Genomic DNA, 24,291 nt, shown 5'->3' on the forward strand with positions numbered 1-24,291 from the left:
TTCCTGGCTTATAAGCCTGTTAAGTTTTAAAAGTTGACCTTACTTGACAATCGTCCAAGCAGGGGAGTTAATGTTCTTGTAGGCGGTCACGCGGCAGGGCTGACCGATGGCCTGGGTCGCAGCGGCGGTCACCAGGGCAAGGAACGTATCGTTGCTCATGCCGGGGTGTTCTTCCAGGGCGGCCACGGCGGCAATGCCGAGGAAGGCCTGGAGCTGCTTGTTGGTGAAGCCCGGGTGGACGCTCTTCGCGTTCGGGTCCCAGTCGCAGTGGGCCGGGGCGATCGTCTTCGGAGCGGCGGCGGCAGCAGGAGCAGCCTTGACCGCTGGTGCCGGAGCCTTGATCTTGTTGAGGCCGAGCTTCGCCATGATAAAGTTCATGAGGTAGCAGAGCACCGTGAGGCCGATAATCACCACCATCACCACTATGAGGCCGGTAGCCTGGAATTCAACCAGGGAACCGATGCCGAACGTGTCGGATTCGCCCTTGCAGCCCTGTTCGGTGGAGTATTCGCCCTTGCAGTAGGTGGTCCCGAGCTTCGCCTTCGCGATGGGGAGGACCTTGTGGCCGGCGGCGTTCTCGATGGAATCGCGCACGTCGCGGGCAAGCACTGCCTGGTCGTAAGTCTTGTAGAGAACCGCATGGTTACCGCCGTGGGTTTCCACGATCTTGTAAACCATGTCATCGCTCATGCCCGGCATGGAAAGCTGCGCCTGGACCTGGGCTGCGTCGGAGGGGAGCATGAGCCCGAGCTGTTCGTCGAACTTGCCCTTCACCTTGGCAGCCGGTTCGCTTGCAACGATAGCCGGTTGCTGCACAGCTTCTTCGGCGACAGGGGCCGCGGCGGGGGCCGGGGCTACTGCGGAATCGGCTGCATTCTGTACTGTTTCATTCATATAGGAATGTGTCCATTTAATTAAGTGAACTGTTTGATAAAATCAACGCGGGATAATTTAGAATTTTTTTTCGGAGAAGGCTGTAAAAACCCTTGCCACATGGCCGAATTTTTCTATAATTGAGCCCGTCGAAAGACCTTCGGATGATTAGCTCAGTTGGTAGAGCAGCTGACTCTTAATCAGCGGGTCGCAGGTTCGACCCCTGCATCATCCACGAAAGCCTCTCCCCAGCGGAGAGGTTTTTTTGTACCCTGTACATATTGCGCCTGCGGCTACATCGTGCCCGTTTCGAGACCCTTCACGGGAATATAGCGCACGGATCCGTCGGCAGAAATAATCATCGCCACGCCCGCCATGTAGTTGACCCAGCGATTCTTCTCGTAGTAGCGCACGTTCGCATGGCCGTCAGTCGTGTAGGCAAGGAGCGGAACCACCAGGTAATCGTGCGTGCACATCACGTTCACGCGCTTCATGCTCCCGATGTTCGCAAGAATCTGGTCCTTGAGCAGTTGCTCGCTGCGCGTTTCCAAATCGTAGAACGCATCCGGGTAGGCGCCGGTGAACCCGTACTTGGAATACACCACCCAGCCGCCGCCATCGGAATTCGTGTAGGCCTCCGCCTTGTCGGCATCCTTCACGTACCACGCGCCATCCATGTACGGAAGCTCCACGATGCTGTAGTTCACCTGGCCCTTGCCCTGCGCAATGTTCTCGCACGTCTCGTACGTGCGCGTGTAGCCCGAATACCCGAAGTAGAAATCCTCCGTCCCGACTTTCGCAAGGCGCGCGCCCAGCTCGCGGGCATATTTCTTCCCGTTGTCGGTCAGGTGGCCGCTCGGTCCTGTATCGTTCGTGCGCTCGCTGTGCCGGATGATGAACACCACCTTCTCGCTCGACTTGAGATTCGCGTAGACATCTACGAGATCGGTAAAGCCGTCGGCCTCCTGCGGGGTCGCAACGCGCCAGTTGCCCGCATCGAATATGTAGTAGTTGTCGTGGTTCACGCGGCCTTCGCGCACCTCGCGGTCGTACTCGCCCGCGCCGAAGCCCGCGGTATCCTTCTCGATGGCATTTGCGACGCGCCACTGGAATCCATTTGCATCGCAGATGAACCGCACCCGCGATTGGTCCGCATGCTCATAGTTGTTCGCGAAATAAACGCTCTGGCCCTGGTTCACGTACGTGACCGCACCCGCATTCGAGGCGCCACACGGTTCAAAACCGTAGGCAATCGGGAAAAACTCGCGCATGTACCTCTCGAAATAAGGCACGTTCCCGCCATAGTACGGAGCCGCGTTGTTGCGCACATCGTTATACCGCCAGCTGGAATCAAGCCCCACGACCCAGTCCGCAATCCTGATTTTCCAGTTCGGGTCGTTCCACACGCCATCGCCCTTCAGGTCCTCCCCCAGATTGCGGATAAAGTTCTGCGTCTCTTCCTTGCTGGCACGGTTCTGCACCATCGCCGAGACGGCGAGCATCACTGCACCGGAATCGCTTGCGAGCTGCACGGAATCTATCCCGAAGGCGGCGGCCGCTTCGCGTTTCGCCTGCACGTGCACCAGTTCCTCGGGCACGTGGTTCATCAGGAGCTGTTCCACGCGCGGTTCAGACAACATGTCCAGAATGTCGATAGAGGTCGAATCCGCCGCCATCCGGTCTGCGAGAATTTCATAGACAAAGAGCGGCGCGTCAATCGTCTCGTAAGCCTCGGGGGAACCCGACGCGTTTACAGGGCCATGACCATCGCTACAGCCCGCGACAAGAGCGCCAGCCAAGGCGGCCACCAAGCATCCAACAAACCATACAACCTGTTTCACCGAACACCTACATCGTCATAGTCGCCTTGTCGAGCCCCTTCACCGGCACATAGCGGATGTTGCCCTTCGAATCCATGATGACGGCAAGCCCTGCCAGGTAGTAAATCCACTGCTTGGTATCGAAGTAGCGCAGGTTTACCTTCTTGTTCGAGCCGTAAACCGTTATGGGTACCACGAACGTATCGTGCGAAATCCACACGCCCACGCGGTTAACCTTTGCAAATTCAGGCTTGACAATGTCCGAAATAAACGCCTCGCTCCGGGAATCGAAATCGTAGTAGACGCCCGGGCAAATGCCGCCCTTGTAGGCATACGCAGAAGTCGCCTGCCAGCCACCGCCGTTTTCACTCTTGCAGGATTCGTACTTGGATTCGTCCTTCACGTACCATTCGCCGTCCAGGTCTGCAATGGTGTTCTCGGTATAGGTCACGCCCGCACCCGAAGCCACGCCCTCGCAGGTTTCCATGCTGCGAGTGTAGGTAGAATTCGCGAAATAAATCTGCTCGCCCTTGAGCTTTTCACCCACGGTCTTCGACTGCTTCTTGCCGCCATCCGTCAGGTGGCCCTTCTTGCCCGTATCGTCGGTGCGTTCCGCATGGCGCAAGATGAATATGACTTTCTCGTCCGGAGCAAGGCCCGCCATGACTTCCGCGATATCCACGAATTCCATGATGTCGTCGCCAGTCGCCGCGCGCCACTTGCCCTTACTTTGCTCGTAGACGTAATACTTTTCCGCGTTAATCTTGCCGTTCTTGATTTGCCCGTCGTAATCGCCCTTGCCAAAGCCAACCGTATCCTTCTCGATATCGGTCGCCGCGCGCCACAGGTGCGTCTCGGCATCGCAAATGAATCGCGTGCGCGGGCCATCGGGCTGTTCGTAATACGAGATGAAGAACTTGCTCAGGCTGTTGTTCACGTGCTTCACGGTCCCCGCAGTCATGGAGTTGCAGGCCCCGAACTGGTAGATGCTTGTCCAGAAGTTGCGCAGGTGCTTCTCGAAATCGGGAACCTCGCCCAACTTCCAGCTTGCAATGTTGTTCCTGATAGTCGCATACGAGCCGCTCGTATCGAGCACCATGAGCCAGTCCGCAAGGTCCGCCTTCGCGTTGTTGTCGTCCCAGTTGCCATTGCCCTTGATACGTTCGGCAATGCCCGAGGTGTACTGGAGCATGTCATTGCCGGAACCGTTCCTCTGCATCATGATAGAAACCGCAAGGAGCGCCGCGCTGTACTCGTCACCATCGAACAGGCTGATGTCTTCGGCAAAGCGGCCATCGGTCGAAGTCGTTGTCTGCTGTTGCTGGCCCCATCCCCAACCCGGGAAAGCGCTGTTACCGCCCGAAGAGCCCCCCAGGCTAATCTCGAACGAGCCGAGAATCTCCTTCAGGGCCTGAGCCTTCACCGAACGTATCGGCTGGTTGTTGCCGCTATTCTCCACAAGTTTCAAGACGCGCGGGGCTTCCATGTGGGTAAGCATGTTCACGTTTACCGTATCGCGGTCCGTCACGTCTACAATCGCCTTGAGCGTTACCATGTGCGAAGAAAGCCCGCCGGTCAGTTCGTTCTGGAAATACCCGTTCGCCTCCACGCGCAGGTACGGCGACACCAGGTCGACGCTATCGAAACTGAAGTTGCCCGCAGCCTCGGTAATGCAGGTCTTGTGCGTCTTCCTGGAATCGGCAAGCCTCTGCGTGCTGTCGAGTTCGATAATCTTCACGGAAGCGCCGTAACGGAACGGTCCCTTCTCGGCAATGCCCACAATGTGCGCACCGGGGCGACGCGCGGGCATCGTGTCGAGCGCCGAAGAAGTGCTGCCACCGCCAAAGCTGAAGTTACCGCCCCACGGGTTCGTCTGCCCCTGGCTGGGCGATTCTTCCTCCTCTTCCTCGCCAGTCATGTTCAGCGTCAAGACGCCATTGTGGCAACCAACCTGGAAAACTTCCGTCACCGTTTCGGAGGGGTGCCATTCCGACCCGATGCAGAAATAGAGAGTCTGTTCACCTTCGACATAGAAAGACTCGCCTTCCTTGTCGGGCGTACAGGCCGGCAGGTCGCTCTTGCTTGCCACCGCAGTCGTGTCCTCAATCAGCGTGTCCGTCACCGCAGAGATGGGCTCCACCTTCATGGAACTCGAACTGCCCGAATGATGGCCTCCGCTCGAATGCCCTCCGGAATGCTCGCCGCCGGAATAGGCGATATCCCCGCCAGACGGATCGTCGACAGCGGGGTCTTCGGATGCAGGATTGTCAGAACCACAGCATACGAGAAAAAAGGCGAGCAGTACTAGGGGCCATGTCGTCTTCATAATGAGGAACAATAGTAAAATAAACCGGAATTACGGCTACATGTAGGCCGAATCGAGCCCCTTGACGGGCACATAGCGCCTGTTTCCGAGTTCGTCAATGATAATGGCGACCCCCGCGAGGTAATTGAGCCACTTCCCGCCGTCATGCTTCTTGAGGTTCACCTTGCCCTGCGTGCAGTAGACCACCAGCGGGACCATCACCTTGTCGTGCGAACTGAGCATCACGAACCGCTGTGACGGGTCGTTGTACTTCGCGAGGAGCACATAAACAATCAGTTCCACGGAGCGTTCGTCCAGCGCATAGAACGCCGCCTTGTCGCCAGACGTGTAGGCACCCGTGTAGGCATACTTGGAAGTCAGTTCCCAGCCGCCACAATTACAGTCGGACTTCGCCTTGTCATTCGCTTCCTGGCTAAACGTGTACCAGTCGTCGTTGAGTTCGGGGAAAGTGTCGCGTACATCGTACTGCTGACCACGCCCCCTCGCGATGTATTCTACCGTCTGGTGCGCCCGCTTGAATTCAGAACCGCCCAGCAGGAAGGGTTCCTCGAACTTGGTGAGTTTTTCGCCGACTGCCTTCGATTGTGCCTTGCCATTGTCCGTAAGCGAACCGCCCTTGCTCGTATCATCGCCACGTTCCGCATGGCGGAGCACGAAAATCACGCGTTCATTCGGCTTGATTCCTTCGTAGACATCCTTGATATCGGTAAAGGTCGACGTTGCCGACATTTGAACAAAGTAAGAGTCCTTCTCCACCTCGGTAGAGGGCACCCAAGCGTTCTTCGAAGAACTGTAAGTGTAGTAGCGGTTCTTGGTGAATGCGCCCTGGCGCACTTCGCCAGCCTTACCTTCACCGAACGCATAAACATCCTTCAGGGAATCCGAGGCGAGTTCTATGCCACCTGCAGCATTGCAGGTAAACCGCTCGGAGACCTTCGAAAAATCCGATTCGTCCGTAACAAAGTAGCGGCTCGCGACATTCCCCACGTGAAGCATCGTCCCCGCATTTTCGCTACTGCACTCGGGTATCCCGAGTTCTTTCTGGTAGAACAGGCGCAGGTTCTTTTCGAAACCGGGAACAGACGGAGCCCGATCCGAAAGCCACTTGCGGACACCGGCAAAGGCATCTTCCGCATCCGCGCGCAGAGCCCAGTCGGCAACTGACGCACGTGCAGCCGAATCATTCCAGAGTCCGTCATCCGCAATGTCGCGGGCAATATCTGCAAACGTAAATCCATCGCCCACCGCCACGCGCGAAGAAACAAGCAGGTGGATGGCGAGGAAATGTGCAGCCACATCCTCTTCAGGCAAGTCGGTAAAATCGTCCATGTGGAACACACGCAGAACCTCTGTTGCCGCCTGCCCCACCGCTTCGGCCAGGGGTTGCCCTGCAGCTACAAGGGTTTCAGCACGCGAAAGTTCAGCGGTCGAAACAAAGTCCACGTTCACCGTATCGCTCGAAATCAAATCGCCCAATGCCGAAAGAGAAATCCCTGTAACCGCCGATGCACCCGGGAAATCGAGAGCGATACCATCGATCGACACCCTGACATAGGGCTTCCAGTAAGTGATCGGTAAAAAAGCCTCGATAACGGAAGCACTTCCAGAATCCACCCCATTCACGGAGAAGTCGGTTAGCGTCTGCAGATATTCAATCCTCATCGAGGAGTTCGGAGTCAGGCCGAATAACGCGGACACGCGGCCATCAATAGCAAGACGGCTAAAATAATAGATGGAATCCGGATTCCTGACCCAGTCCGTATCGTGCGAAAGGGTATCGTCCGACACAAGAGTATCACCTACCGTAACCGTATCGGAGGTCTGCACGGAACTGCTGCTGGCGCTGACCGAAGACGAATAAGAAATTGCCGGGTCCGGGGCATCGGCCTTAAAATCAGAAGACGAGGATTCCGGAACCTGCTCGTCGGAAGAGGAATCCTGAACCTGTTCTTCGGGCGAGGCAGATGAGGAATCGCCGCCACAGGCAACAAGCCCGAAGGCCAGCGCACACACAAATGCCCAAAAAGTAGCAAGTCTATTTTCTTTTCGTGTACCCATCAAAACGCCCCATGAACGTATAAACGTGGAGTCACACACCCGTTCTAAAGATATAATAATTTTCTTACATGCGCAAAAATATGCCGCAAATCGGGCATTCCAAATGCGAATGATGCGAAAGCCGAGCTTTCCTAGAGCATTTTCCCGGTTTCGAGGAAGCGGTTGTGCATCTCGAAGGCGCGTTCGAGCGCGAGCGGCAGGTGCCTACCCTTTGCATGCTTCAGGCCGTATTCCAAGAAATCGGTCAGCGGTTCGCGGAAGTCGGGGTGGGCGCAGTTCTTGATAATGAGTCGCGCGCGGTCTTCCGAGGCGAGCCCGCGGAGGTCGGCAAGGCCCTGCTCCGTCACGAAAATCTGCGTGTCGTGTTCCGTGTGGTCCACGTGGCTCACGTAGGGCACGATGCTGCTGATGGCGCCACCCTTCGCGACAGACGGCGTGAGGAAGAATCCGAGGGCGCAGTTGCGGGCAAAGTCCGCCGAGCCGCCGATGCCGTTCATCATGGCCGAGCCGCACACGAGACTGCTGTTCACGTTACCAAAAATGTCAGCTTCGAGGGCAGTGTTCATCGAGATGACGCCCACGCGGCGGATGATGTCGGGGCTATTGCTCACTTCCTGCTGGCGGAGCACGAAATGCTTTTTCCAGTCGGCGGCGTTCTGCACGAACTCCTGCTGCGCGGCCTGCGACAGCGTGAGCGCCGTACCGGAGGCGACACCGAGCTTGCCCTTCTTCAACAGAGGGAGCACCGCCTCCTGAATGACCTCGGTAAACAGGTCGATGCGCCCGAGACGCTCGTCGTTCGCCATCGCGCAGAGGACCGCATTCGCAACCTTCCCGACTCCGCTCTGGTAGGCCATTCCCTTCGGGAGCCTGCCGTGCGATTCCTCGAACCGGATAAAATCGAGAATGCGCTCGCCGATATTGCGCGAAACGTCGTCGGGTTCTACAAACGGGGTCACCTCGTCGTACGCATCGTTCTCGACAATTGCAATTACTTTATTCGTATCAATCTTGACAAATTCGCTACCCACGCGGTCACCTGCGGAATAGACCGGCAGGGGTTTCGCATGCGGGGGCAGTTCCGGGAGGGCGTCGTCGTGCATGCCCACACAGCTCTCGCCCAGGCGTGTATTGAGTTCCAGGATGATTTTCGGCGCCATGTCGAGGTAGCAGACCGAATTGCCTCCCGAAGTAGAAAGGCACACGCGTCCATCGGGGAGAATTGCGCTCACTTCTATCACGGCGACAGTGGGCGCAGGGACTGCGCCCGTGCGCACAAGGTAACCCATCTTGCCGAGGTGCGCGTCGATATAGCGGATGCTCCCGTCGTTGATGCCCTTGCGGAGGCTCGGGTTGCTCTGGTAGGGCATGCGCAACTTGAGCGCACCTGCGCGGGAGAGCGCCCCGTCGCAGCTGTCGCCGGTCGATGCGCCCGCATAGAGCGTCACCTGGAAAGGCGTGCCGACAGCGTGCAGTTTTTCGGCGCGGGCGGCAAGCGCGAGGGGAACCGCCTTCGGGTAACCCGCGAGCGTAAAGCCCGAAACGCCAAGAATATCGCCATCCTGAATCATCGCCGCGGCATCTTCCGCGGAACACTTCTTGCCTTCAATCCAATTCATGCTATAAACCACCAGTCATTTCTTAAAAACCCACTTCTTGTACAGCATAAAGCTCGCCAGCACGTAGACAATGTTCGCGACAATGTTCGCAAAGTACGTAGGCTTCATGAACTGCGAAATCCACACGGTAAACGACCTGCACCACTGCGCGTTCTCGAGCAGGTACGCAGTGCCCTCGAGCGCCGCGAGATTGAGCGCGTAGCTCAGCAAAAAGACAACGAGGAACCGCACGACTTCCGTCCGCTTGCGGTTATGGCTCTTGAAATTCCAGATGCGGTTCATGAGGTAGCTGTTGACGCCGCCCGCGACGAACCCCAGAAAGTTCGAGACTTCCTTGCCCCAGTCCAGCCACTGGTGCAACACCCACACCACGGCAAGCGTGATGAGCGTGTTTATGATGCCAATGGCATTGTACTTGATGAAATGGAGCACGGGTATAATATAGTTATTGGTCATTGGTTATTTCCATATACAAAAAGAGCACCTGCATTTGCAGGTGCCCTTAAGCTTTATCTCAGCAGTCTATTACTTTTCGAACGGAACGAATTCCACGCGACGGTTCTGCTTACGACCCTTCTTGGTGGAGTTGCTGGCAATCGGCTTGTCCGGACCGAAACCGACAGCGCGGAAACGGTCGGCGGCGATGCCACCCTTCTTCACAAAGTAGTCAACCACAGCCTGAGCACGCTTCTGAGAGAGAGCCTTGTTCTTCTTGGCGGAGCCGACGTTGTCGGTGTGGCCCTGAACTTCAAGGTTCACGTTCGGGTACTGCTTCAGGAGGTTCACGAGGTCGTTCAACTTGCCGTAGCTGTTCTTGGTGAACTTGGTGGAGTTCGTCTGGAACTCGATACCGTGCTTCAGTTCGTTGAGGTCCTGCTTCTTGTCGAGCGGGCAGCCCTTCTCGTCGACCTTCACGCCTTCGAGCGTGTAGGCACACTTGTCGAGGTAGTCGGCAACGCCATCCTTATCGGTATCCATCGGGCAACCGACAGAGTCAACAGAGACGTCAGCCGGAGTTTCCTGGCACTGGTCAAGGCCATCGAACACGCCGTCCTTGTCGCTATCCTGCGGGCAACCGGTAGAGTCGACAGTGATACCCGGCTTGGTGTTCGGGCACTTGTCGTTGTCATCGGGCACGCCGTCCTTGTCGTAGTCCATCGGGCAACCGGTGTTGTCAACGGTGGTGCCGGCCGGAGTATTCGGGCACTTGTCGTTCACGTCAAACACGCCGTCCTTGTCGCTATCGGCCGGGCAGCCGGTAGAATCGACAGGCACGCCCTGCTTGGTGTTCGGGCACTGGTCAGCATCGTCCGGTACGCCGTCACCATCGTAGTCGCCTTCGCAACCTTCAGCATTCACCTGAGCACCCTGCTTGGTGTTCGGGCACTTGTCGAGAGCATCAGCAACGCCATCCTTGTCAGCATCAGCCGGGCAGCCGAGAGAGTCAACCGGGAGGCCAGCCGGAGTGTTGAGGCACTTGTCGAGAGCATCGGGCACGCCGTCCTTGTCGCTATCCATCGGGCAACCGAGAGAGTCAACCGAGAAGCCGGCCGGAGTGTCGGCACACTTGTCGAGGTCATCCGTCACGCCGTCCTTGTCAGCATCAGCCGGGCAGCCGAGAGAGTCAACCGGGAGGCCAGCCGGAGTGTTGAGGCACTTGTCGAGAGCATCGGGCACGCCGTCCTTGTCGCTATCCATCGGGCAACCGAGAGAGTCAACCGAGAAGCCGGCCGGAGTGTCGGCACACTTGTCGAGGTCATCCGTCACGCCGTCCTTGTCGGTATCCTTCGGGCAACCCGTGGTATCGACAGAAACGCCCTTCGGGGTATTCGGGCAGCGGTCGAAGGAATCTTCCACGCCGTCACCGTCGAAGTCACCTTCGCAGCCGTTGATGCCGACCTGGTGGCCTTCCGGAGTTTCGTTGCACTTGTCAATGCCGTCATACACGCCATCCTTGTCGGTGTCGAACGGGCAGCCGACAGAGTCGATGGTAGCGCCTTCCGGAGTACCCGGGCACTTGTCGAATCCATCGAGAACGCCGTCCTTGTCGCCATCGAGCGGGCAGCCGAGGGAATCAACCACGGCACCCTTCGGGGTGTTGGCGCAGGAATCCTTCTTGTCGACAACGCCATCTTCATCGGTGTCCTTATCCTTGCCGCCGAAGCGCCAGACGAGGGCGGCAGTACCGGCATAGCGCGGAGTCGGGACGTAGCCGTAGGTAACCTTGTTGCCACGTTCATCCATGTAGCGGACCGTGTAGAGGTTGGCCGTTTCCATTTCGTCCTTCATGTCGTAACCGAAGTTCTTGAGGGCACGGACGGCAATGTCGAGGCCCATGGCAAAGTCGATGTTCCAAGGCAGGTGGAAGCGCAGACCCGGAGTAATGAGCATCGGGTCTTCGATAGCTTCGCGCGGGTAACCCGTCTTCTGCACGCGGAATTCGCCGGAGTATTCTACGAAGGCATCCATCCAGGAGAGCGGGAGCCAGTTGATACCCGTACCGTAGACGAGCGTGTTGGCCTGACCATCACCCGTTGCAAGCACGAAGCCCGCATGGGTGTTCCAGCGGATGGGGATGTTCTTCTTGGTGAGGTCCAAGGTGAACTCGAGAGTACCGGCCATCGCGAATGCGTCGGCAGAGAACGGCTGGGTAAAGCCTTCGTCGTTCAAGTACCAGGCGTGGCGGGGGCGAGTACCCACGGAATTTTCACCGGTCGGAATATAGAAGTCGAACATGGCGGCAAGGCCGAAGATGCTCTCGTCGCTGAACGGCACGCCAACCTTGAACCAGAGATCAAGGTCGCCACGGCTCGTGGTCCACATGTCCAGGTAACCGGACGGACCTTCGTCATCGTTTGCGTGGTCGTAGTAGAGCGGAAGGCTCACACCGACATCCAAGAAGTCGAGAAGACCAATCGCGGCATTGAAGTTGCCGGCGAGAGTCCAGTCCCACTGGTTGAGGTCATAGGTCTTGCCCTTGTAGGTGTAGAGGCCACCACGGGTAAGGGACCAGGAATCCAGAGTAATGTCACCACCCGTGCCAATGGAGAAATTCCACTGGCCAAGAGTACTGGCATTGTGCTGGTGGATACCGTCCACACCGCCCATCAACCCACTTTGGGCGAAGGCCATGCTACCGGCAAGTAGAGAAAGAGCGATTGCTTTTTTCATCTATACTCCTTATTGTGTTGTTAATACTTCTTGTAGCCATAGTAGCCGTAGTAGCCACCATAGCCGTAACCCGAATGGCGTTCGCACTTGTTGAACACGAAGGCCTTCGGCAAAGGTGTTTCGGTACTGCGGTCGAAGGTAGAGAGCGCTTCCTGGATGTTATCCATGCTATGCGCCGACTGCTTCAGCACGCACAAAAGGTAATCCGCATACTTTTCGACCAGGAGCGCATCGCTGCACTGGAATACAGGCGGGGTATCAAGAATAATCAGGTCGTACTTCTTACGGAACGTGTCGAGGAACGTACCGAAGCGGTTCTTGTTCAAGAGGTCGCCCGGGTTCACCACGCGCTTGCCCGAACCGATGATGTGGTAGTTCTCGCTAACCATCTCGATGTACTCGTCGTCAAACTTTTCGGCACGGAGCATTTCGCAGAGGCCCTTGTGGCCCTTCTTGAACATGCGGCCACGGCGCAGGTCCATATCCACAAGCAAAACCTTCTTGCCCGACATGGCAAAGGAACAGGCGAGGTTCGTCGAGACAAACGACTTGCCCACGCCCTCTATGAGGCCCGATACCATAAGGACCTTCTTGCCGTCGGCAAAGAGCGAGAACTCGAGCGCCGTCCTGAGTGCGCGGACCGCCTCGGCAAACGGTTCGTCGGGCTTTTCGTGCACGACCGGATCGAGCACGTTGTTCTCGGTGCCCTTGCCGAGCATCGGGAGCTTTCCGTACACGCCGATACCCGTAGCCTGCTCGACCTCGGTACTGCTCGCGACACCGTTATGCGACATGCGACGCACGAGCACGATGGCACAGCCAAGGAGGAGGAACGCCAGGGCGACACCGCCAAAAATCAGCTTGCGGTTCGGCTTCGCGGGCTTTATGGGCACATAGGCCTGGTCCACGATACGCACGTTACCGACTTCACCCGCCTGCACCACGCGGAGCTGCTGGATGTTGTTCAGGAGGTTCGTGTAAAGCTTGTTGTTGACCTCGACTTCTTCCTGCAGGGAAAGGAATTCCTGCTGGGTCTTGGGGAGCTTGTCCGCCGCCTTCTTCTGCTTTGCGATTTCGCCGTAGAGCCTTGCCTGCTGCTGCTCGATGGTACGGACCGTCGGGTGTTCCGCCTGGAACAGGCGCAGGGCTTCCTGCTTCTTCTGTTCAAGTTCGAGCAGGCGCTGCTGGAGGCTCACGTCCTTCTCGAGGTGCACGCGTGTTTCGCCCGAGAGGTCGATGGTCCCGTTCGCGTTACGGAACGAGGTAAGTTTCTGTTCAGAGGAATCGAGCTTGGCCTTCACGCTCGGGAGCTGCTCCTCGAGGAAGTCGAGGGTTTTCTTCGCTTCGGCGCTACGCATCTCAATGTTCTGCTTGAGGTAGGTATTCGCGATAGAATTCAGGATGTCCGCCACGCGGTCCGGGTAGGCGTGCTGCATCGAGACGCGGATAATCCCGGAATTCTTGCCCTCTTCCGAGACGCTCAGTCCACCCAGGAGACCGGCGACCGCCATCTGCGGATGGGTCGCCCCCAGGAGGAAGGTCTGGCCCGGACGGGCCTTCATGGAACGCACGCAAATAGCAAGCGTATCACCCGCATAGGGCTGACGATAGGTTTCCCCGACCTCGCCCTTCAGCAACACGGCATCGTCCTCGCCCAGGAGTTCGAACTTGGTGGAATCGGGCAGCACGCGGGCCTTTATCTTGATTTTCGCCTCGGATACGGCACGCGGGATGCTCAGGAACTCGAGGTCCATGCGGCCTTCCCTGTGCAAAAGGCGGTCGACCTTGTCCAGCGGTACGGCCGAATAGCAGAGGCGCTGTTCCTCGACAACGGAAGAAAGCACCATGCGGCTCTTGATGAGCTGCATCTCGGCCTCGGAGGGGGTAGAAACATCCAGAAGGGCGCCCATTTCGCCAAGCGCCTTGGAAGACTTGTTGCCCTTCACGTCAACCTGCAGAAGGATATCGCTCTTGTAGGCCGGGCGCATCCACATGGCGGCGACACCACCCGCAAAAAGCCCCAAAAGAAGGAAAACCAGAAGGAATTTCCACTTCGTCTTCAAAAACATCAATATCTCGAGAATGTCGATCTCGTCATCTTCCTGCTTAGGAGCGACATTCTGCGATACATTATTATCCATCAAAAATCTCCAAGTCCTTATCAAACGTCAAGATACGTTCAATCCGGAAAAATACATTCTTATTACAAAAGCTAGCAAAAAAACAACAGGTGACGAGTATCACTTAGTATTCCTACCGTGATTTCGCCACACATCGCCCACAAAGATATTATCTTCTAGCCGCAACGCAACGGAAATTAGCGTATAATCATCTAAAAAAACGAAATGCGAGCAGAAAACCCCATACTTTCGATACAGGACATCCGCCGGGACTTCAAGATGGGCGACGAGACCGTGCATGCGCTGCGCGGTGTAAACTTTAGCATACATCCAGGCGAGTTCGTGACCATCATGGGGACCAGCGGCTCGGGCAAGTCCACGATGCTCAATATACTCGGGTGCATGGACCGCCCCACCTCCGGGCACTACATCCTGGATGGCGAACATACCGAAAAGCTAAAACGCGACGCGCTCGCACGCATAAGGAGCAAGAAAATCGGGTTCGTATTCCAGAGCTACAACCTGCTGAACCGCACGACCGCCATCGAGAACGTGGAACTGCCGCTCCTGTACAATTCCGGCGTATCGGCAAGCGAGAGGCGCCGCCGCGCCATCGAGGCTCTGGAAAGGGTCGGGCTTGCAGAACGCATGAACCACCTGCCGAACCAGCTTTCGGGCGGCCAGCAGCAGAGGGTAGCCATCGCGCGCGCCCTCGTGAACGACCCCGTGATTATCCTTGCCGACGAGGCCACGGGTAACCTGGATACACGCACGAGCTACGAAATCATGATGATTTTCCAGGAACTCAACAGGCAGGGGAAAACTATCGCCTTCGTGACCCACGAACCCGACATCGCGACATTCAGCGGGCGCACCATCACGCTGCGCGACGGGCTTATCAAGAAGGACGTAATCAACGAGAACGTGCAGGACGCGAAGGCCGCGTTCGAGGCCCTGCCGCCACCGGAAATGATTGATGATTGATGATGGATGATGGATAATTGACGATGGCCCCACTTACTTTAGCAAAAATCGCGATACGCGCGCTTCTCCGCAACCGCATGCGCACCTTCCTCTCGGTGCTCGGCATCGTCATTGGCGTGGCGGCAGTCATCGCCATGGTGGCGATGGGCGAAGGCTCCCGCATTTCCATCAAGGAGCAGATGACTTCGATGGGCTCGAACGCCATCATCATCATGCCGAACCGCGACAGGCGCGGCGGCGTGCAGATGGAATCCAGCGAGATGCTCGAGGAAGCCGACGTGATTGCCATACGCGAGCAGGCGACATACATCGACGGGGTCTCCCCGATGGTCACTGTCGGCGGGCAGGCGATTGTCGGCAACAACAACTCCCCCACCACTCTCTCCGGGATTTCCGCAGACTACCTCAAGATACGCAACTACGAAATCGAGGACGGCGTGATGTTCGACGACGAGGCCGACCGCATGGCGAAAGTCTGCGTCATCGGGCAATCCGTCGTGAAGAACCTCTTCCCCGAAGGCGACCCCATCGGAAAGACCCTGCGCTACAAGAGCATTCCGCTAAAGGTCATCGGTACATTGAAGGCGAAGGGCTCCGGCGATTTTGGACAAGATAACGACGACGTGATATTCACTCCGTACCAGACCGTGATGCGCAGGTTCTCGGCAACGACAAACATCCGGCAGATTTACGCGAACTCCATCGGCGAAGGGTACGCCGAGAAGGCGACCGAGGAGATCATGGGAATCCTAAAGGAACGGCGCAGCTGGACAAGGCCCACAGACCCGTTCCGTGTGTTCACGCAAGAAGAAATGATACAGACCATCACGAGTACATCCGACCTGATTTCGCTCGTGCTCACGATTATCGCGGGAATTAGCTTGTTTGTAGGCGGTATCGGAATCATGAACATCATGTATGTTTCCGTCACCGAGCGCACCAAGGAAATCGGGCTCCGCATGGCAATAGGTGCACGCGGGCGCGATATCATGTTCCAGTTCCTGTTCGAATCCGTCATCATCAGCCTGCTGGGGGGTATCATCGGGATTGCGCTCGGCATTGCCGCCTCCGAGGTGGTAAAGAGCGTATTCAACATGCCCATGAGCGTTTCTATCACGAGCGTCGTCGTGAGCTTTGCCGTGTGCTTTGTTACCGGAGTATTCTTCGGATGGTACCCTGCAAGGAAGGCCAGCAGGCTCGACCCGATTGAAGCGCTTAGGTTTGAGTAATCGTTTATCGCCCGCACATTAAACGGCGGCGGGGCGGTAACCGAGAAGCCGCATGCTGTAGAGTGCGGTTCCCTTGCTGATGCTGCGCACACCGGTGGCATACCCGAAAATTTTTCGCAGGGGGACTTCCGCCTTCAAAAAATGTGTCTTTCCGTCACCGCCGATTTCCTTCACCTTGCCGTCACGGGACTGTATATCGCCCGTAACGAGGCCCGCAAAGTTCACCGGGCATTCGAGCGAAAGTTCCATCACGGGTTCGTACAGCCGAACATCGGCGGGCTTGATGAGTTTCACGACCGCATCGGCGCACGCCTTCTTGATCATGGGGGGCAAGGCGCCCTCGGTCCATGTGAACTCGTGAACGATAAACCGCACACCTACCAGGGCGCCCTTCCCGAGCACTCCCACCTCGGTCGATTCCAGGAGGGCAGAACGCACTCCCGCCAGAATCTCGCGGGGGGCGGTCTCCAGGAATTCCGCAGAAAGCCGGATGTCGTGCGCCTCGCTATCGAGCGGGCTTGCCGAAAGCCTTATGGAAATCTTGTGCGGGCCTACCTGGAACGTATTTTCCACCGGGCCCACCTCGCGGCACAGGCGTTCCTGCCAGCGCACCTCGGGGCTACCCGCGCGCACCTCGCAGCCGAACTCGCGCTTGAGGCGAGCCAGCAGCACCTCGAGCTGCACCTCGCCCACCGTATGCAGGTACCAGAAACCGCCATCATCCTTCTGCACGCGGAAACTCGGGTCCATGCGGCTGAGCGTATTCAGGCTCTTTTCTACATGCTGGTAGTCCTCGGAACCGAGGCACTCCACGCGGGTCTGCAACAGCGGGCGGTACTTCTCGCGGATGGATTGCGGTTCCGGCACATCCTCGTCTCGCGCATCTTCATCTTGCGGCATTCCACTCAGGATTACACGGCGCTGTCCGTCCAGGCTTATTACCTGCCCGAGTTCCGTCTCGAACGGGGCGCGCATCGCATATATGTCGCCCGGGCGTATCTCCTCTACGGGCACGAGCAGGTTCGCCTTGAGCCTCGAGAACTCGAAACCCGCGGGCCATTCCTTGCGCTGCATCGCCGTATGGCTACGGAACAGCGAGATTTCGCCCACTCCCTTGAAATGCCGCAGGCGAATCACCTGACCGAGCTCGCCCGCGTTAAACTCCGGGACTTCCGGCAAAAAGAACGATAATGCCGTAATGAGGCTTCGCACGCCGTAACCCTCGAGCGCGGAACCCGCGTAACAGAGCGCGTATTCCCCGCTCTTCGCAAGCGCCCTGAGCCCGCGCAAAAGCAACTTCGGGGCGACCGCCTTCCCATCCATGGCAAGCTTCAGAATCTCGTCATCAAAACTGCTCGCGAATTCCACCGCCTCGGCATAGTGCTTCTTGAGTTCGCGCGAATTGTCCCAGCCGTCATCGACGTTCCAGCCCTCGTCCACGACCTCCTCGCCCGTCTCGGAATGCACAAGCCTGCTCTGGCTCAGCACATCCAGAATGCCGCTCATCTTGCCCGCGGTATATTCGGGAAGGGCCATGAGCACCGGCCGCACACCCAGCTGTTCCTCCACGTTGATGAGGGTCTCGTCCAGCGAATAGTCGGGATTGTCCAGCTTGTTTATGAACAAGATTACGGGGACGCCCGCCTCGCGCAACTTGCGGAAGGCGGCGACGGTCTGCGTCTCGACACCGCTCGCGGCACTCACCACCAGCACGGCACCTTCCACAGCACCGAGCGCCATGTCCACCTCCGCGCCAAAATCCACGTGGCCCGGAGTATCTATGAAATTGAACCAGGTGTTCTTCCACTCGAAATGAGCGACGCCGCTCTCGATGGTAATGCCGCGTTCCTTTTCTTCGGGCATGTAGTCCATCGTGGCAAGGCCCTCTTCCACCTTGCCCGGCCGGCGCACCTCGCCCGCCGCAAACAGAATGCGTTCCGACAGGGTCGTCTTGCCGGCGTCCACATGGGCGAGAATTGCAATGTTGCGAATGGGCATAAGTTTCAATCTAGCAAAAAACTTTACTTGACACAGCGGAGCGAGAACGCGAACTTTTTCGATTTCGCGGTGTAACCGAAGGCCATCGACTTGTTCGTGAGGTACCACACGCGAGCCTCGCCCGCAGGGATATCTTCCGACGCGTCGTCCGCTGTCCAGAAAAAGGCGAACTTCGCGAGGTTACCGTACGTGCCGTCATCGAAGCGGTTGCCCGCAGGCATGGCAGAAAACTTGAGCGTATCGTTCCCGTTGGTGTCACCTTTCCAGCCGTAGTTTGTCTTCAATAGGTAACCCGCATTAAAATCCGCGCCAGCAGACGTCCAGAGTTTCTCAAAATCTGCGTGTGTCGGCACACGGAAACCCGCAGGGCACGCCTTCTGCGCAACGTCCCAGCTGTACAGGCGCCCATAGGCCATGCAGTTGTTCTCGTCGTCATCGAGGCAAAAACTGCCTTCCGCATTGTAGTTCAGGTTGTCACCCATCCAGGTAAGGCCCGCAATATTTACCACGCGGTAAACCTGCCCGTCGCGGGCATCCTTCACTTCGGATTTCTTCACCGCCTTTGCTGCCGTCCTGGCGGGTTTCGGGCTAGCCTTCGCCTTCGCGGGCTTCGCTACGGATAAACTCGCAAACGCAAACACAAGTACCGTTATTGCAACAATAAATCGCTTCATAATAGCAATTATAAAAAATCGGAGCCTTCCTCGGGCATCACCATATCCGGGTCCTCGAGCACGAACTCGTTTTCGACGGAATCCACCTTGCGTTCCGCTGTGGCATCAAGCGCTTCCGCATGCCCGCGGAGTGCTGCAAACGGGTGGAAAATCTTCGCACGGGCCTCCATGCTCATGCGCGGGTGCTTCATGAGGAAGTTCCAGTCGTTCCTCGGGTACGGCAAATTTATTATGTCTTTATAATCATCAACCATCAATTATCCATTATCAATCATCAATTAGGCCCTGTGCCCTCCTATCTGTCCGTTGCGTTCTATGGTGGTGGCACCTTCCTGCAGGTCCATCCCCTTCACGATGGCGTTCTTGCCGAAGCGCTTCTTTATAAGCAGTTCCGCCTTCAGGCGCTTCTTTTCGCGTTCCTGCTTCTGCACGTCGGTAAACAGGTCGAACCCGCGGTTCTTTTCGTCCACGATGTCCGTCGCAACCAAATTTAGGCGACGCACCGTAAGCGCCGGGTCCACAATGCGGTCGAAAAGTTTCATCACAGCGTCGGCCATCACCGTCTGCGAACTCGTGTAGTACCCGATATTCGCCGTACCGTGCGCAGGCTTCGGCACCGTCCTTCCATAAAAATCCTGCACCGTCTCGCCGTGGTAGGTTCCCTTGTCCACGTTTTCGCGGTCATAACCCACCGTAAGCACGAGCCCGTTACATACAAGTTCATGTTCCACCAGTGCCATCGAGACGGTATCCACCATCTCGCGCACCACGATACGCGCCTTGTCGAACGGGTACGGGTCCTGTAGAACCTGCCCCTCGCCCGTACTGCGGCTGCGAGGTTTCGCCTTCCGGATATCTGCGATGGTGCACGGTTCGTAACCCCAGGCATGGTCTATCAGGATTTCCGCATTCACGCCGAGCATCTTGTAGAGCGCCTCGGGATTCTTGACACTCACGCGGGCAATGTCGCCCATCGTGCGGATGCCCCGCCCGCCGTTCAGGTAGCAGTTCTCTAGCCTCGCCGCTATGCCACGACCCACCTGCCAAAAGCTCGTAATCGGGCGATGCGACCAGAGATTTTTCCGGTAGCTCATCTCGTCGAGTTCCGCGATTCGCACGCCGTCACTATCTGCTTCCACGTGCTTCGCCATGATATCCATCGCGATCTTGCACAGGTAAAGGTTCGTGCCAATTCCGCCCGTAGCGGTAATTCCCGTCGTGTTGAACACGTCCTGGATAATCGTCTTCACCAGTTCGCGCGCCGTCATCTTGTACAACTTAAGGTAGCGCGTCAAATCCAAAAAGCACTCGTCGATGGAATACGCGTGAATGTCTTCTGCGCTCACATACTTGAGATATACGTTGTAGACCTTCGTGGAGTACTCCACATATTTTGCCATCTGCGGCTTCGCGATAATGAACTCGATTTTTTCGCCCGTACGGCGCTCCACCTCGCGCACCTTCTGGTTCACCTCGAACAGGCGCGCACGCCCGGGTATCCCGTAGGCCTTTAGCGCAGGCGTTACCGCAAGGCAAATCGTCTTCTCGGTGCGGCTCTCGTCGGCCACCACGAGTTTCGCCTTCAACGGGTCAATGCCCCGGAGGATACATTCCACCGAAGCAAAGAACGACTTGAGGTCTATAGCAGCATACGTGCGGGAGGGCATGGGAGGGAATATAAAAAAAATGGCCAAATAACCCCATTCAGGCTTTACAATTCACGGGTCCAGGACGATAATAAAATGAAATTTCTAAATTGTACCCGAACAAAAGGATATACTATGGCCGATTGCAACGAAAAGAAAGAAAACCAGACTCCGGAAATGATGAAGAAGGCGGAAGAATTCCTCGCTTCCAAGCGCCGTATCTTCCTGTGGGGCGGTGTCGATGACGAGAGCGCCGAACGCATCGTGAAGCAGCTCCTGTACCTGGATTCCCTGAACCACGAAGACATCGTGTTCTTCATCAACAGCCCGGGTGGCGTGATTTCTAGCGGTCTCGCCATCTACGACTGCATGAACGCCATCCAGAGCGACGTCGTGACGGTCTGCTGCGGCCAGGCGGCATCCATGGGCGCCGTGCTCCTTACCGCCGGTGCAAAAGGCAAGCGCGTCGCATGGCCGAACGCCCGCATCATGATTCACCAGCCGCTCATTCACGGCGAGATTGTGGCACCCGCGAGCGATATCCAGATCCAGGCCGAAGAAATGCTCCGCATCCGCGGCATCACGGGCAAGATCCTTGCCGAGACCTCGGGCCACACGATCGAGGAAATCGACCGCGACACCGAACGCGACAACTTCATGAGCGCCGAAGAGGCCAAGGCCTACGGCCTGGTCGACAAGGTCGAGAGCCTCGTCTAACGGCGCGTTAAAGGATTCTAGAAATGGGCCTGTTTTCTGCCATCAAGAGCGGTCTTGCAAAGACGCGCGACGCCCTCATGGGCGAACTCAAGGGCATTGTCGGCGCGGGCAAGATTACCGACGACACGCTCGAGGAACTCGAGGAACACCTGATCAAGGCCGATGTTGGCGTAGAGGCCGCATTCCTCTTGACGGATGCTCTCCGCGAACAGGCGCTGGGCAAGTCGCTCACCACCGAGCAGGTGCTCGACATCATGCGGAGCGAGGCGGAACGCTTATTGAAGGACCCGCCGCCGTTCGAACTCAAGGGCAAGCCGCACGTGGTTCTCGTGATTGGCGTGAACGGCGCCGGCAAGACGACCACGATTGGCAAGCTCGCCGCCCGCTGGATTAATGAAGGCAAGAAGGTGATGATCGCCGCCTGCGACACGTTCCGCGCCGCGGCCATCGAACAGCTGGAAACATGGGCGCAGCGCAGCGGTGCCGAATTCGTGAAGCACCAGGAAGGGAGTGACCCTGCGGCAGTCGCGTTCGACGCGTGCCAGGCCGCCGTCGCCCGCGGGTGCGACGTGGTGCTGATTGATACCGCCGGCCGCCTGCACAACAAGGACTACCTGATGGAAGAACTCAAGAAGATAGTCCGCGTGATGAAGAAGGTGAACCCGGATTTTCCGCACGACATGTGGCTCGTGATTGACGGCAATACCGGCCAGAACACCATCAACCAGACGAAGATTTTCAACCAGAGTTTCCCCTTGACGGGACTCGTGGTCACCAAGCTCGACGGGACTGCACGTGGAGGTGCGGTTCTCAGCATCGCAAGTTCGCTCCAGATTCCCATCCGCTGGATTGGCATGGGCGAGCGCATCGACCAGCTGGTGCCCTTCAGCAAGGCCGAATACGTGGAAGGCCTTTTCGAGAACGCGCTGGAAGAGCAGCCTTAACGTCTAAGGGTTCCGGCGATGGCGAGATTCACGCAAGATATGGCGAATGAGGCGCGGGCGACCGCGTTTCGTTTTGCTTTTGCCGTGCTCGCCGCGTTCCTGCTTGCCTCGTGCAGCAAGGAAGATATCAAGCCCGACATGCGCCTGGTGGAGGCGTTTGTCGAAGTGCGCATAATCGAGCAGAACTACGGTGCGGAAGCTCCTGCGGCAAGGCTTGCCCGCCAGGCGACGCTCAAGAAGTACGGCTACACCACCGAAACGTTTACGCAGGCATGCGACGCCGTCCTGAACGACGACGCCATGTGGCTCCCGTTCGAGCGTGCGGTTACCGAGCGCATCGATTCGCTGCTGGGCATCCCGAAGCCGGTCAAGGAAAAAAAGAAGGGGGACAAGAAGTGATGCGCGTTTCCCGTTTTGCGCCGGCTTTTGCCGCGGTCTTGTTCCTGTTGGCGTTCTGCGTATCCGCCGGTTTATCGCCCGCGTATGCGGCAGTCCCGAAGAAGAAGTCTAAAGTCCACTGGATGGACTACGCGACAGCACTCGCGAAGGCGAAACAGAACCCGAAGCTCATCTTTGTCGACCTGTATGCGGACTGGTGCGTGCCCTGCCGCATCATGGAGGCGAACGTGTACAGCGATCCGACGGTAGCCTCGCTACTGAACAGCAGGTTCTACGCCGTAAAGCTCAATGCCGAGTCGCAAGACACGATTTCGTGTGACGGGGAGCGCAAGACGGTACAGCGCTGCTACTTCGACACGTGGGAATTGAGCGCTTTGCCCGCCTTCGTGCTCGTGGCGCCGAAAGGTCTTACTATATTGACGGTGACGGACTCCATGAGCCCCGAAGAAATGCAGTCTCTTCTTTTCAAGTTCCTTGTAAAGGAAGAGGAGTGGATAAAACAATGAGTGAAGAAGTAGTATTCTATTTGCGCGTCGCCTTCTGGGGGCTGTTTTTTCTGCTTGCGCTCTGCTACGTGATTTTCCCGGTGACGCTCCCGTTCGTGAGCGAACTCTTCAAGCGCCGCCGCCGCGATATCATTGAAAATTTTGATCTGCCTACGGTTTCGCTCCTGATATCGGCCTTCAACGAGGAAGGCGTCATCGAGCGCAAAATCCAGAACATCCTGGAAATCGACTACCCGAAAGAGAAACTCGAAGTCCTGATAGGCGACGACGGTTCTGCGGACCGCACCGCAGAAATTATCGCGCGATACGCCGACAAGGGAATCACCCTCGTGAAGGCCCCGAAGAATGCGGGCAAGGCGGCGATGCTCAACCGCCTGCAGAAAATTGCGAAGGGCGAGATTCTCGTGTTCTGCGACGCGAACACGATGTTCTTCCCGAACGTGGTACGCAAGCTTGTCGCCCCCTTCGAGGATCGCAAAATCGGGTGCGTCTGCGGCCACCTGATTCTTTCGGACAAGAGCGGGAGCATGCTCGGCCAGGGCGAAAGTTCGTACTGGGATTTGGAATCCGAAATCAAAAAGTTCGAGGGAATCCTCGACAGGCTTATCGGCGGTAACGGCGCACTCTACGCCATCCGGCGTAACCTCTATACGGAACTGCCCGTAAAGAAGAGCGTCATGGACGACTTCTTCATTACCACGAAGATTCTCCAGAAGGGGTATTTCTGCACGTTTGTCGCAAGCGCCATCGGCACGGAACAGACATCGAAGGAATCGAGCGGCGAGTTCCGGCGCAAGGTGCGTATCGGGCGCGCGAACTTCAACTACCTGTGGTCTTACCTGCCGCTGCTGAACCCGTTCCGCCCGCTGCTTGCGTACCTCTTTTTCTCGCACAAGATTCTGCGCTGGTTCTCCCCGCACCTCATAATACTGCTGTTTATCCTGAACACGCTCCTTTTGCCTTTTGGCCGTGTTTATCAGGTGTCGTTCGGGTTCCTTGTGCTCGCCTTCCTTGTTTGCGTGACGAAGGCGGTGCCGAGTGCATATTACTTTATGTCGATGAACCTAGCCCTGCTCAAGGGATTCTTCCTCTCGTTCAGGCGTGAAAAGAGCGGTGGCTGGGCCCGCGAAGCGCGCAGCGATGAGTAGTTTTAAATGTGAAGTGTGTAATGTGAGGTGTAAAATTGTGCGAGAAAGTTTTTAAAGTG

19 protein-coding genes and 1 tRNA gene are annotated in these 24,291 nt (G+C 57.2%); 8 read left to right on the forward strand and 12 right to left on the reverse strand.

Features of this window, described 5'->3' with window-relative positions; genetic code table 11:
* Positions 1-39: 39 nt before the first annotated feature.
* Positions 40-894: a hypothetical protein gene (locus tag BUA44_RS05055; protein ID WP_072809294.1), complete on the reverse strand. Its 855-nt coding sequence runs from the start codon at positions 892-894 to the stop codon at positions 40-42.
* A 141-nt stretch (positions 895-1,035) separates the two neighbouring features.
* Here BUA44_RS05055 and BUA44_RS05060 point away from each other — a divergent pair.
* A tRNA-Lys gene (locus BUA44_RS05060) sits at positions 1,036-1,108 on the forward strand.
* A gap of 58 nt (positions 1,109-1,166) precedes the next feature.
* Here the strand turns inward: BUA44_RS05060 and BUA44_RS05065 are convergent.
* From BUA44_RS05065 to BUA44_RS05095, 7 genes are all read right to left on the reverse strand, one after another.
* Positions 1,167-2,714 (reverse strand): histidine phosphatase family protein, encoded by a 1,548-nt coding sequence (locus tag BUA44_RS05065; protein ID WP_255370465.1) that lies wholly within the window; start codon positions 2,712-2,714, stop codon positions 1,167-1,169.
* 7 nt (positions 2,715-2,721) lie between these two features.
* Positions 2,722-5,019: a histidine phosphatase family protein gene (locus tag BUA44_RS05070; RefSeq protein ID WP_143151868.1), complete on the reverse strand. Its 2,298-nt coding sequence runs from the start codon at positions 5,017-5,019 to the stop codon at positions 2,722-2,724.
* Between the two features lie 36 nt (positions 5,020-5,055).
* A complete protein-coding gene (locus BUA44_RS05075; protein WP_083579489.1) occupies positions 5,056-7,077 on the reverse strand; it encodes a histidine phosphatase family protein in 2,022 nt (673 codons plus the stop codon).
* A gap of 131 nt (positions 7,078-7,208) precedes the next feature.
* A complete protein-coding gene (locus tag BUA44_RS05080) occupies positions 7,209-8,696 on the reverse strand; it encodes an acetyl-CoA hydrolase/transferase C-terminal domain-containing protein (protein WP_072809304.1) in 1,488 nt (495 codons plus the stop codon).
* A 15-nt stretch (positions 8,697-8,711) separates the two neighbouring features.
* Positions 8,712-9,128, reverse strand: a complete 417-nt coding sequence (locus BUA44_RS05085) for a GtrA family protein (RefSeq protein ID WP_072809649.1) — start codon at positions 9,126-9,128, stop codon at positions 8,712-8,714.
* A gap of 93 nt (positions 9,129-9,221) precedes the next feature.
* Positions 9,222-11,867, reverse strand: coding sequence for an OmpA family protein (locus BUA44_RS16065; protein WP_083579490.1), 2,646 nt, complete (start codon positions 11,865-11,867; stop codon positions 9,222-9,224).
* A gap of 20 nt (positions 11,868-11,887) precedes the next feature.
* Positions 11,888-14,008, reverse strand: coding sequence for a polysaccharide biosynthesis tyrosine autokinase (locus BUA44_RS05095; protein WP_072809308.1), 2,121 nt, complete (start codon positions 14,006-14,008; stop codon positions 11,888-11,890).
* Between the two features lie 204 nt (positions 14,009-14,212).
* Here BUA44_RS05095 and BUA44_RS05100 point away from each other — a divergent pair, with 204 nt between their 5' ends.
* Complete coding sequence (locus BUA44_RS05100; protein ID WP_072809311.1) at positions 14,213-14,971, forward strand: ABC transporter ATP-binding protein; 759 nt, start codon at positions 14,213-14,215, stop codon at positions 14,969-14,971.
* Between the two features lie 23 nt (positions 14,972-14,994).
* Entirely contained in the window at positions 14,995-16,200 is a 1,206-nt protein-coding gene (locus tag BUA44_RS05105) for an ABC transporter permease (RefSeq protein WP_072809652.1), read from the forward strand.
* Positions 16,201-16,218: 18 nt separating this feature from the next.
* On the opposite strand, the gene BUA44_RS05110 is transcribed toward BUA44_RS05105, so the two are convergent.
* The 4 genes from BUA44_RS05110 to BUA44_RS05125 are packed head-to-tail and all read right to left on the reverse strand — an operon-like array spanning position 16,219 to position 20,539.
* A complete protein-coding gene (locus BUA44_RS05110) occupies positions 16,219-18,198 on the reverse strand; it encodes a GTP-binding protein (protein ID WP_072809314.1) in 1,980 nt (659 codons plus the stop codon).
* A gap of 23 nt (positions 18,199-18,221) precedes the next feature.
* Positions 18,222-18,872, reverse strand: a complete 651-nt coding sequence (locus tag BUA44_RS05115) for a fibrobacter succinogenes major paralogous domain-containing protein (protein ID WP_072809317.1) — start codon at positions 18,870-18,872, stop codon at positions 18,222-18,224.
* Positions 18,873-18,880: 8 nt separating this feature from the next.
* Positions 18,881-19,126 carry a hypothetical protein gene (locus BUA44_RS05120; protein ID WP_072809319.1) on the reverse strand — a complete coding sequence of 82 codons (246 nt, stop codon included), beginning with the start codon at positions 19,124-19,126 and terminating at the stop codon, positions 18,881-18,883.
* A 24-nt stretch (positions 19,127-19,150) separates the two neighbouring features.
* The gene (locus tag BUA44_RS05125; RefSeq protein WP_072809655.1) at positions 19,151-20,539 is read right to left on the reverse strand and encodes a Y-family DNA polymerase; all 1,389 of its coding nucleotides are present in this window, start codon (positions 20,537-20,539) and stop codon (positions 19,151-19,153) included.
* Between the two features lie 114 nt (positions 20,540-20,653).
* Here BUA44_RS05125 and BUA44_RS05130 point away from each other — a divergent pair, with 114 nt between their 5' ends.
* The 5 genes from BUA44_RS05130 to BUA44_RS05150 are packed head-to-tail and all read left to right on the forward strand — an operon-like array spanning position 20,654 to position 24,232.
* A complete protein-coding gene (locus tag BUA44_RS05130) occupies positions 20,654-21,235 on the forward strand; it encodes an ATP-dependent Clp protease proteolytic subunit (RefSeq protein WP_072809322.1) in 582 nt (193 codons plus the stop codon).
* Between the two features lie 23 nt (positions 21,236-21,258).
* Positions 21,259-22,179 carry a signal recognition particle-docking protein FtsY gene (gene ftsY, locus BUA44_RS05135; protein WP_072809324.1) on the forward strand — a complete coding sequence of 307 codons (921 nt, stop codon included), beginning with the start codon at positions 21,259-21,261 and terminating at the stop codon, positions 22,177-22,179.
* A gap of 18 nt (positions 22,180-22,197) precedes the next feature.
* On the forward strand, positions 22,198-22,578 hold the full coding sequence (locus tag BUA44_RS05140) for a hypothetical protein (protein ID WP_143151869.1): 381 nt from the start codon (positions 22,198-22,200) through the stop codon (positions 22,576-22,578).
* Positions 22,578-23,084: a thioredoxin family protein gene (locus BUA44_RS05145; protein WP_072809329.1), complete on the forward strand. Its 507-nt coding sequence runs from the start codon at positions 22,578-22,580 to the stop codon at positions 23,082-23,084. The genes BUA44_RS05140 and BUA44_RS05145 overlap by 1 nt, the downstream gene beginning before the upstream one ends.
* Positions 23,081-24,232 (forward strand): glycosyltransferase family 2 protein, encoded by a 1,152-nt coding sequence (locus BUA44_RS05150; protein WP_072809331.1) that lies wholly within the window; start codon positions 23,081-23,083, stop codon positions 24,230-24,232. The genes BUA44_RS05145 and BUA44_RS05150 overlap by 4 nt, the downstream gene beginning before the upstream one ends.
* Positions 24,233-24,291: the final 59 nt, after the last annotated feature.

This window comes from Fibrobacter sp. UWR3, assembly GCF_900143055.1.
In the GTDB taxonomy this organism is placed as follows: domain Bacteria; phylum Fibrobacterota; class Fibrobacteria; order Fibrobacterales; family Fibrobacteraceae; genus Fibrobacter.

What these genes read in the sequence shown, in the direction of transcription:
- BUA44_RS05075 (WP_083579489.1), bottom strand. Translation starts at nt 7,077, where the DNA reads ATGGGTACACGAAAAGAAAATAGACTTGCTACTTTTTGGGCATTTGTG.
- BUA44_RS05125 (WP_072809655.1), bottom strand. Translation starts at nt 20,539, where the DNA reads ATGCCCTCCCGCACGTATGCTGCTATAGACCTCAAGTCGTTCTTTGCT.
- BUA44_RS05110 (WP_072809314.1), bottom strand. Translation starts at nt 18,198, where the DNA reads ATGCCCATTCGCAACATTGCAATTCTCGCCCATGTGGACGCCGGCAAG.
- BUA44_RS05055 (WP_072809294.1), bottom strand. Translation starts at nt 894, where the DNA reads ATGAATGAAACAGTACAGAATGCAGCCGATTCCGCAGTAGCCCCGGCC.
- BUA44_RS05145 (WP_072809329.1), top strand. Translation starts at nt 22,578, where the DNA reads ATGCGCGTTTCCCGTTTTGCGCCGGCTTTTGCCGCGGTCTTGTTCCTG.
- BUA44_RS05140 (WP_143151869.1), top strand. Translation starts at nt 22,198, where the DNA reads ATGGCGAGATTCACGCAAGATATGGCGAATGAGGCGCGGGCGACCGCG.
- BUA44_RS05130 (WP_072809322.1), top strand. Translation starts at nt 20,654, where the DNA reads ATGGCCGATTGCAACGAAAAGAAAGAAAACCAGACTCCGGAAATGATG.
- BUA44_RS16065 (WP_083579490.1), bottom strand. Translation starts at nt 11,867, where the DNA reads ATGAAAAAAGCAATCGCTCTTTCTCTACTTGCCGGTAGCATGGCCTTC.
- ftsY (WP_072809324.1), top strand. Translation starts at nt 21,259, where the DNA reads ATGGGCCTGTTTTCTGCCATCAAGAGCGGTCTTGCAAAGACGCGCGAC.
- BUA44_RS05095 (WP_072809308.1), bottom strand. Translation starts at nt 14,008, where the DNA reads ATGGATAATAATGTATCGCAGAATGTCGCTCCTAAGCAGGAAGATGAC.
- BUA44_RS05150 (WP_072809331.1), top strand. Translation starts at nt 23,081, where the DNA reads ATGAGTGAAGAAGTAGTATTCTATTTGCGCGTCGCCTTCTGGGGGCTG.
- BUA44_RS05120 (WP_072809319.1), bottom strand. Translation starts at nt 19,126, where the DNA reads ATGGTTGATGATTATAAAGACATAATAAATTTGCCGTACCCGAGGAAC.
- BUA44_RS05070 (WP_143151868.1), bottom strand. Translation starts at nt 5,019, where the DNA reads ATGAAGACGACATGGCCCCTAGTACTGCTCGCCTTTTTTCTCGTATGC.
- BUA44_RS05105 (WP_072809652.1), top strand. Translation starts at nt 14,995, where the DNA reads ATGGCCCCACTTACTTTAGCAAAAATCGCGATACGCGCGCTTCTCCGC.
- BUA44_RS05080 (WP_072809304.1), bottom strand. Translation starts at nt 8,696, where the DNA reads ATGAATTGGATTGAAGGCAAGAAGTGTTCCGCGGAAGATGCCGCGGCG.
- BUA44_RS05100 (WP_072809311.1), top strand. Translation starts at nt 14,213, where the DNA reads ATGCGAGCAGAAAACCCCATACTTTCGATACAGGACATCCGCCGGGAC.
- BUA44_RS05115 (WP_072809317.1), bottom strand. Translation starts at nt 18,872, where the DNA reads ATGAAGCGATTTATTGTTGCAATAACGGTACTTGTGTTTGCGTTTGCG.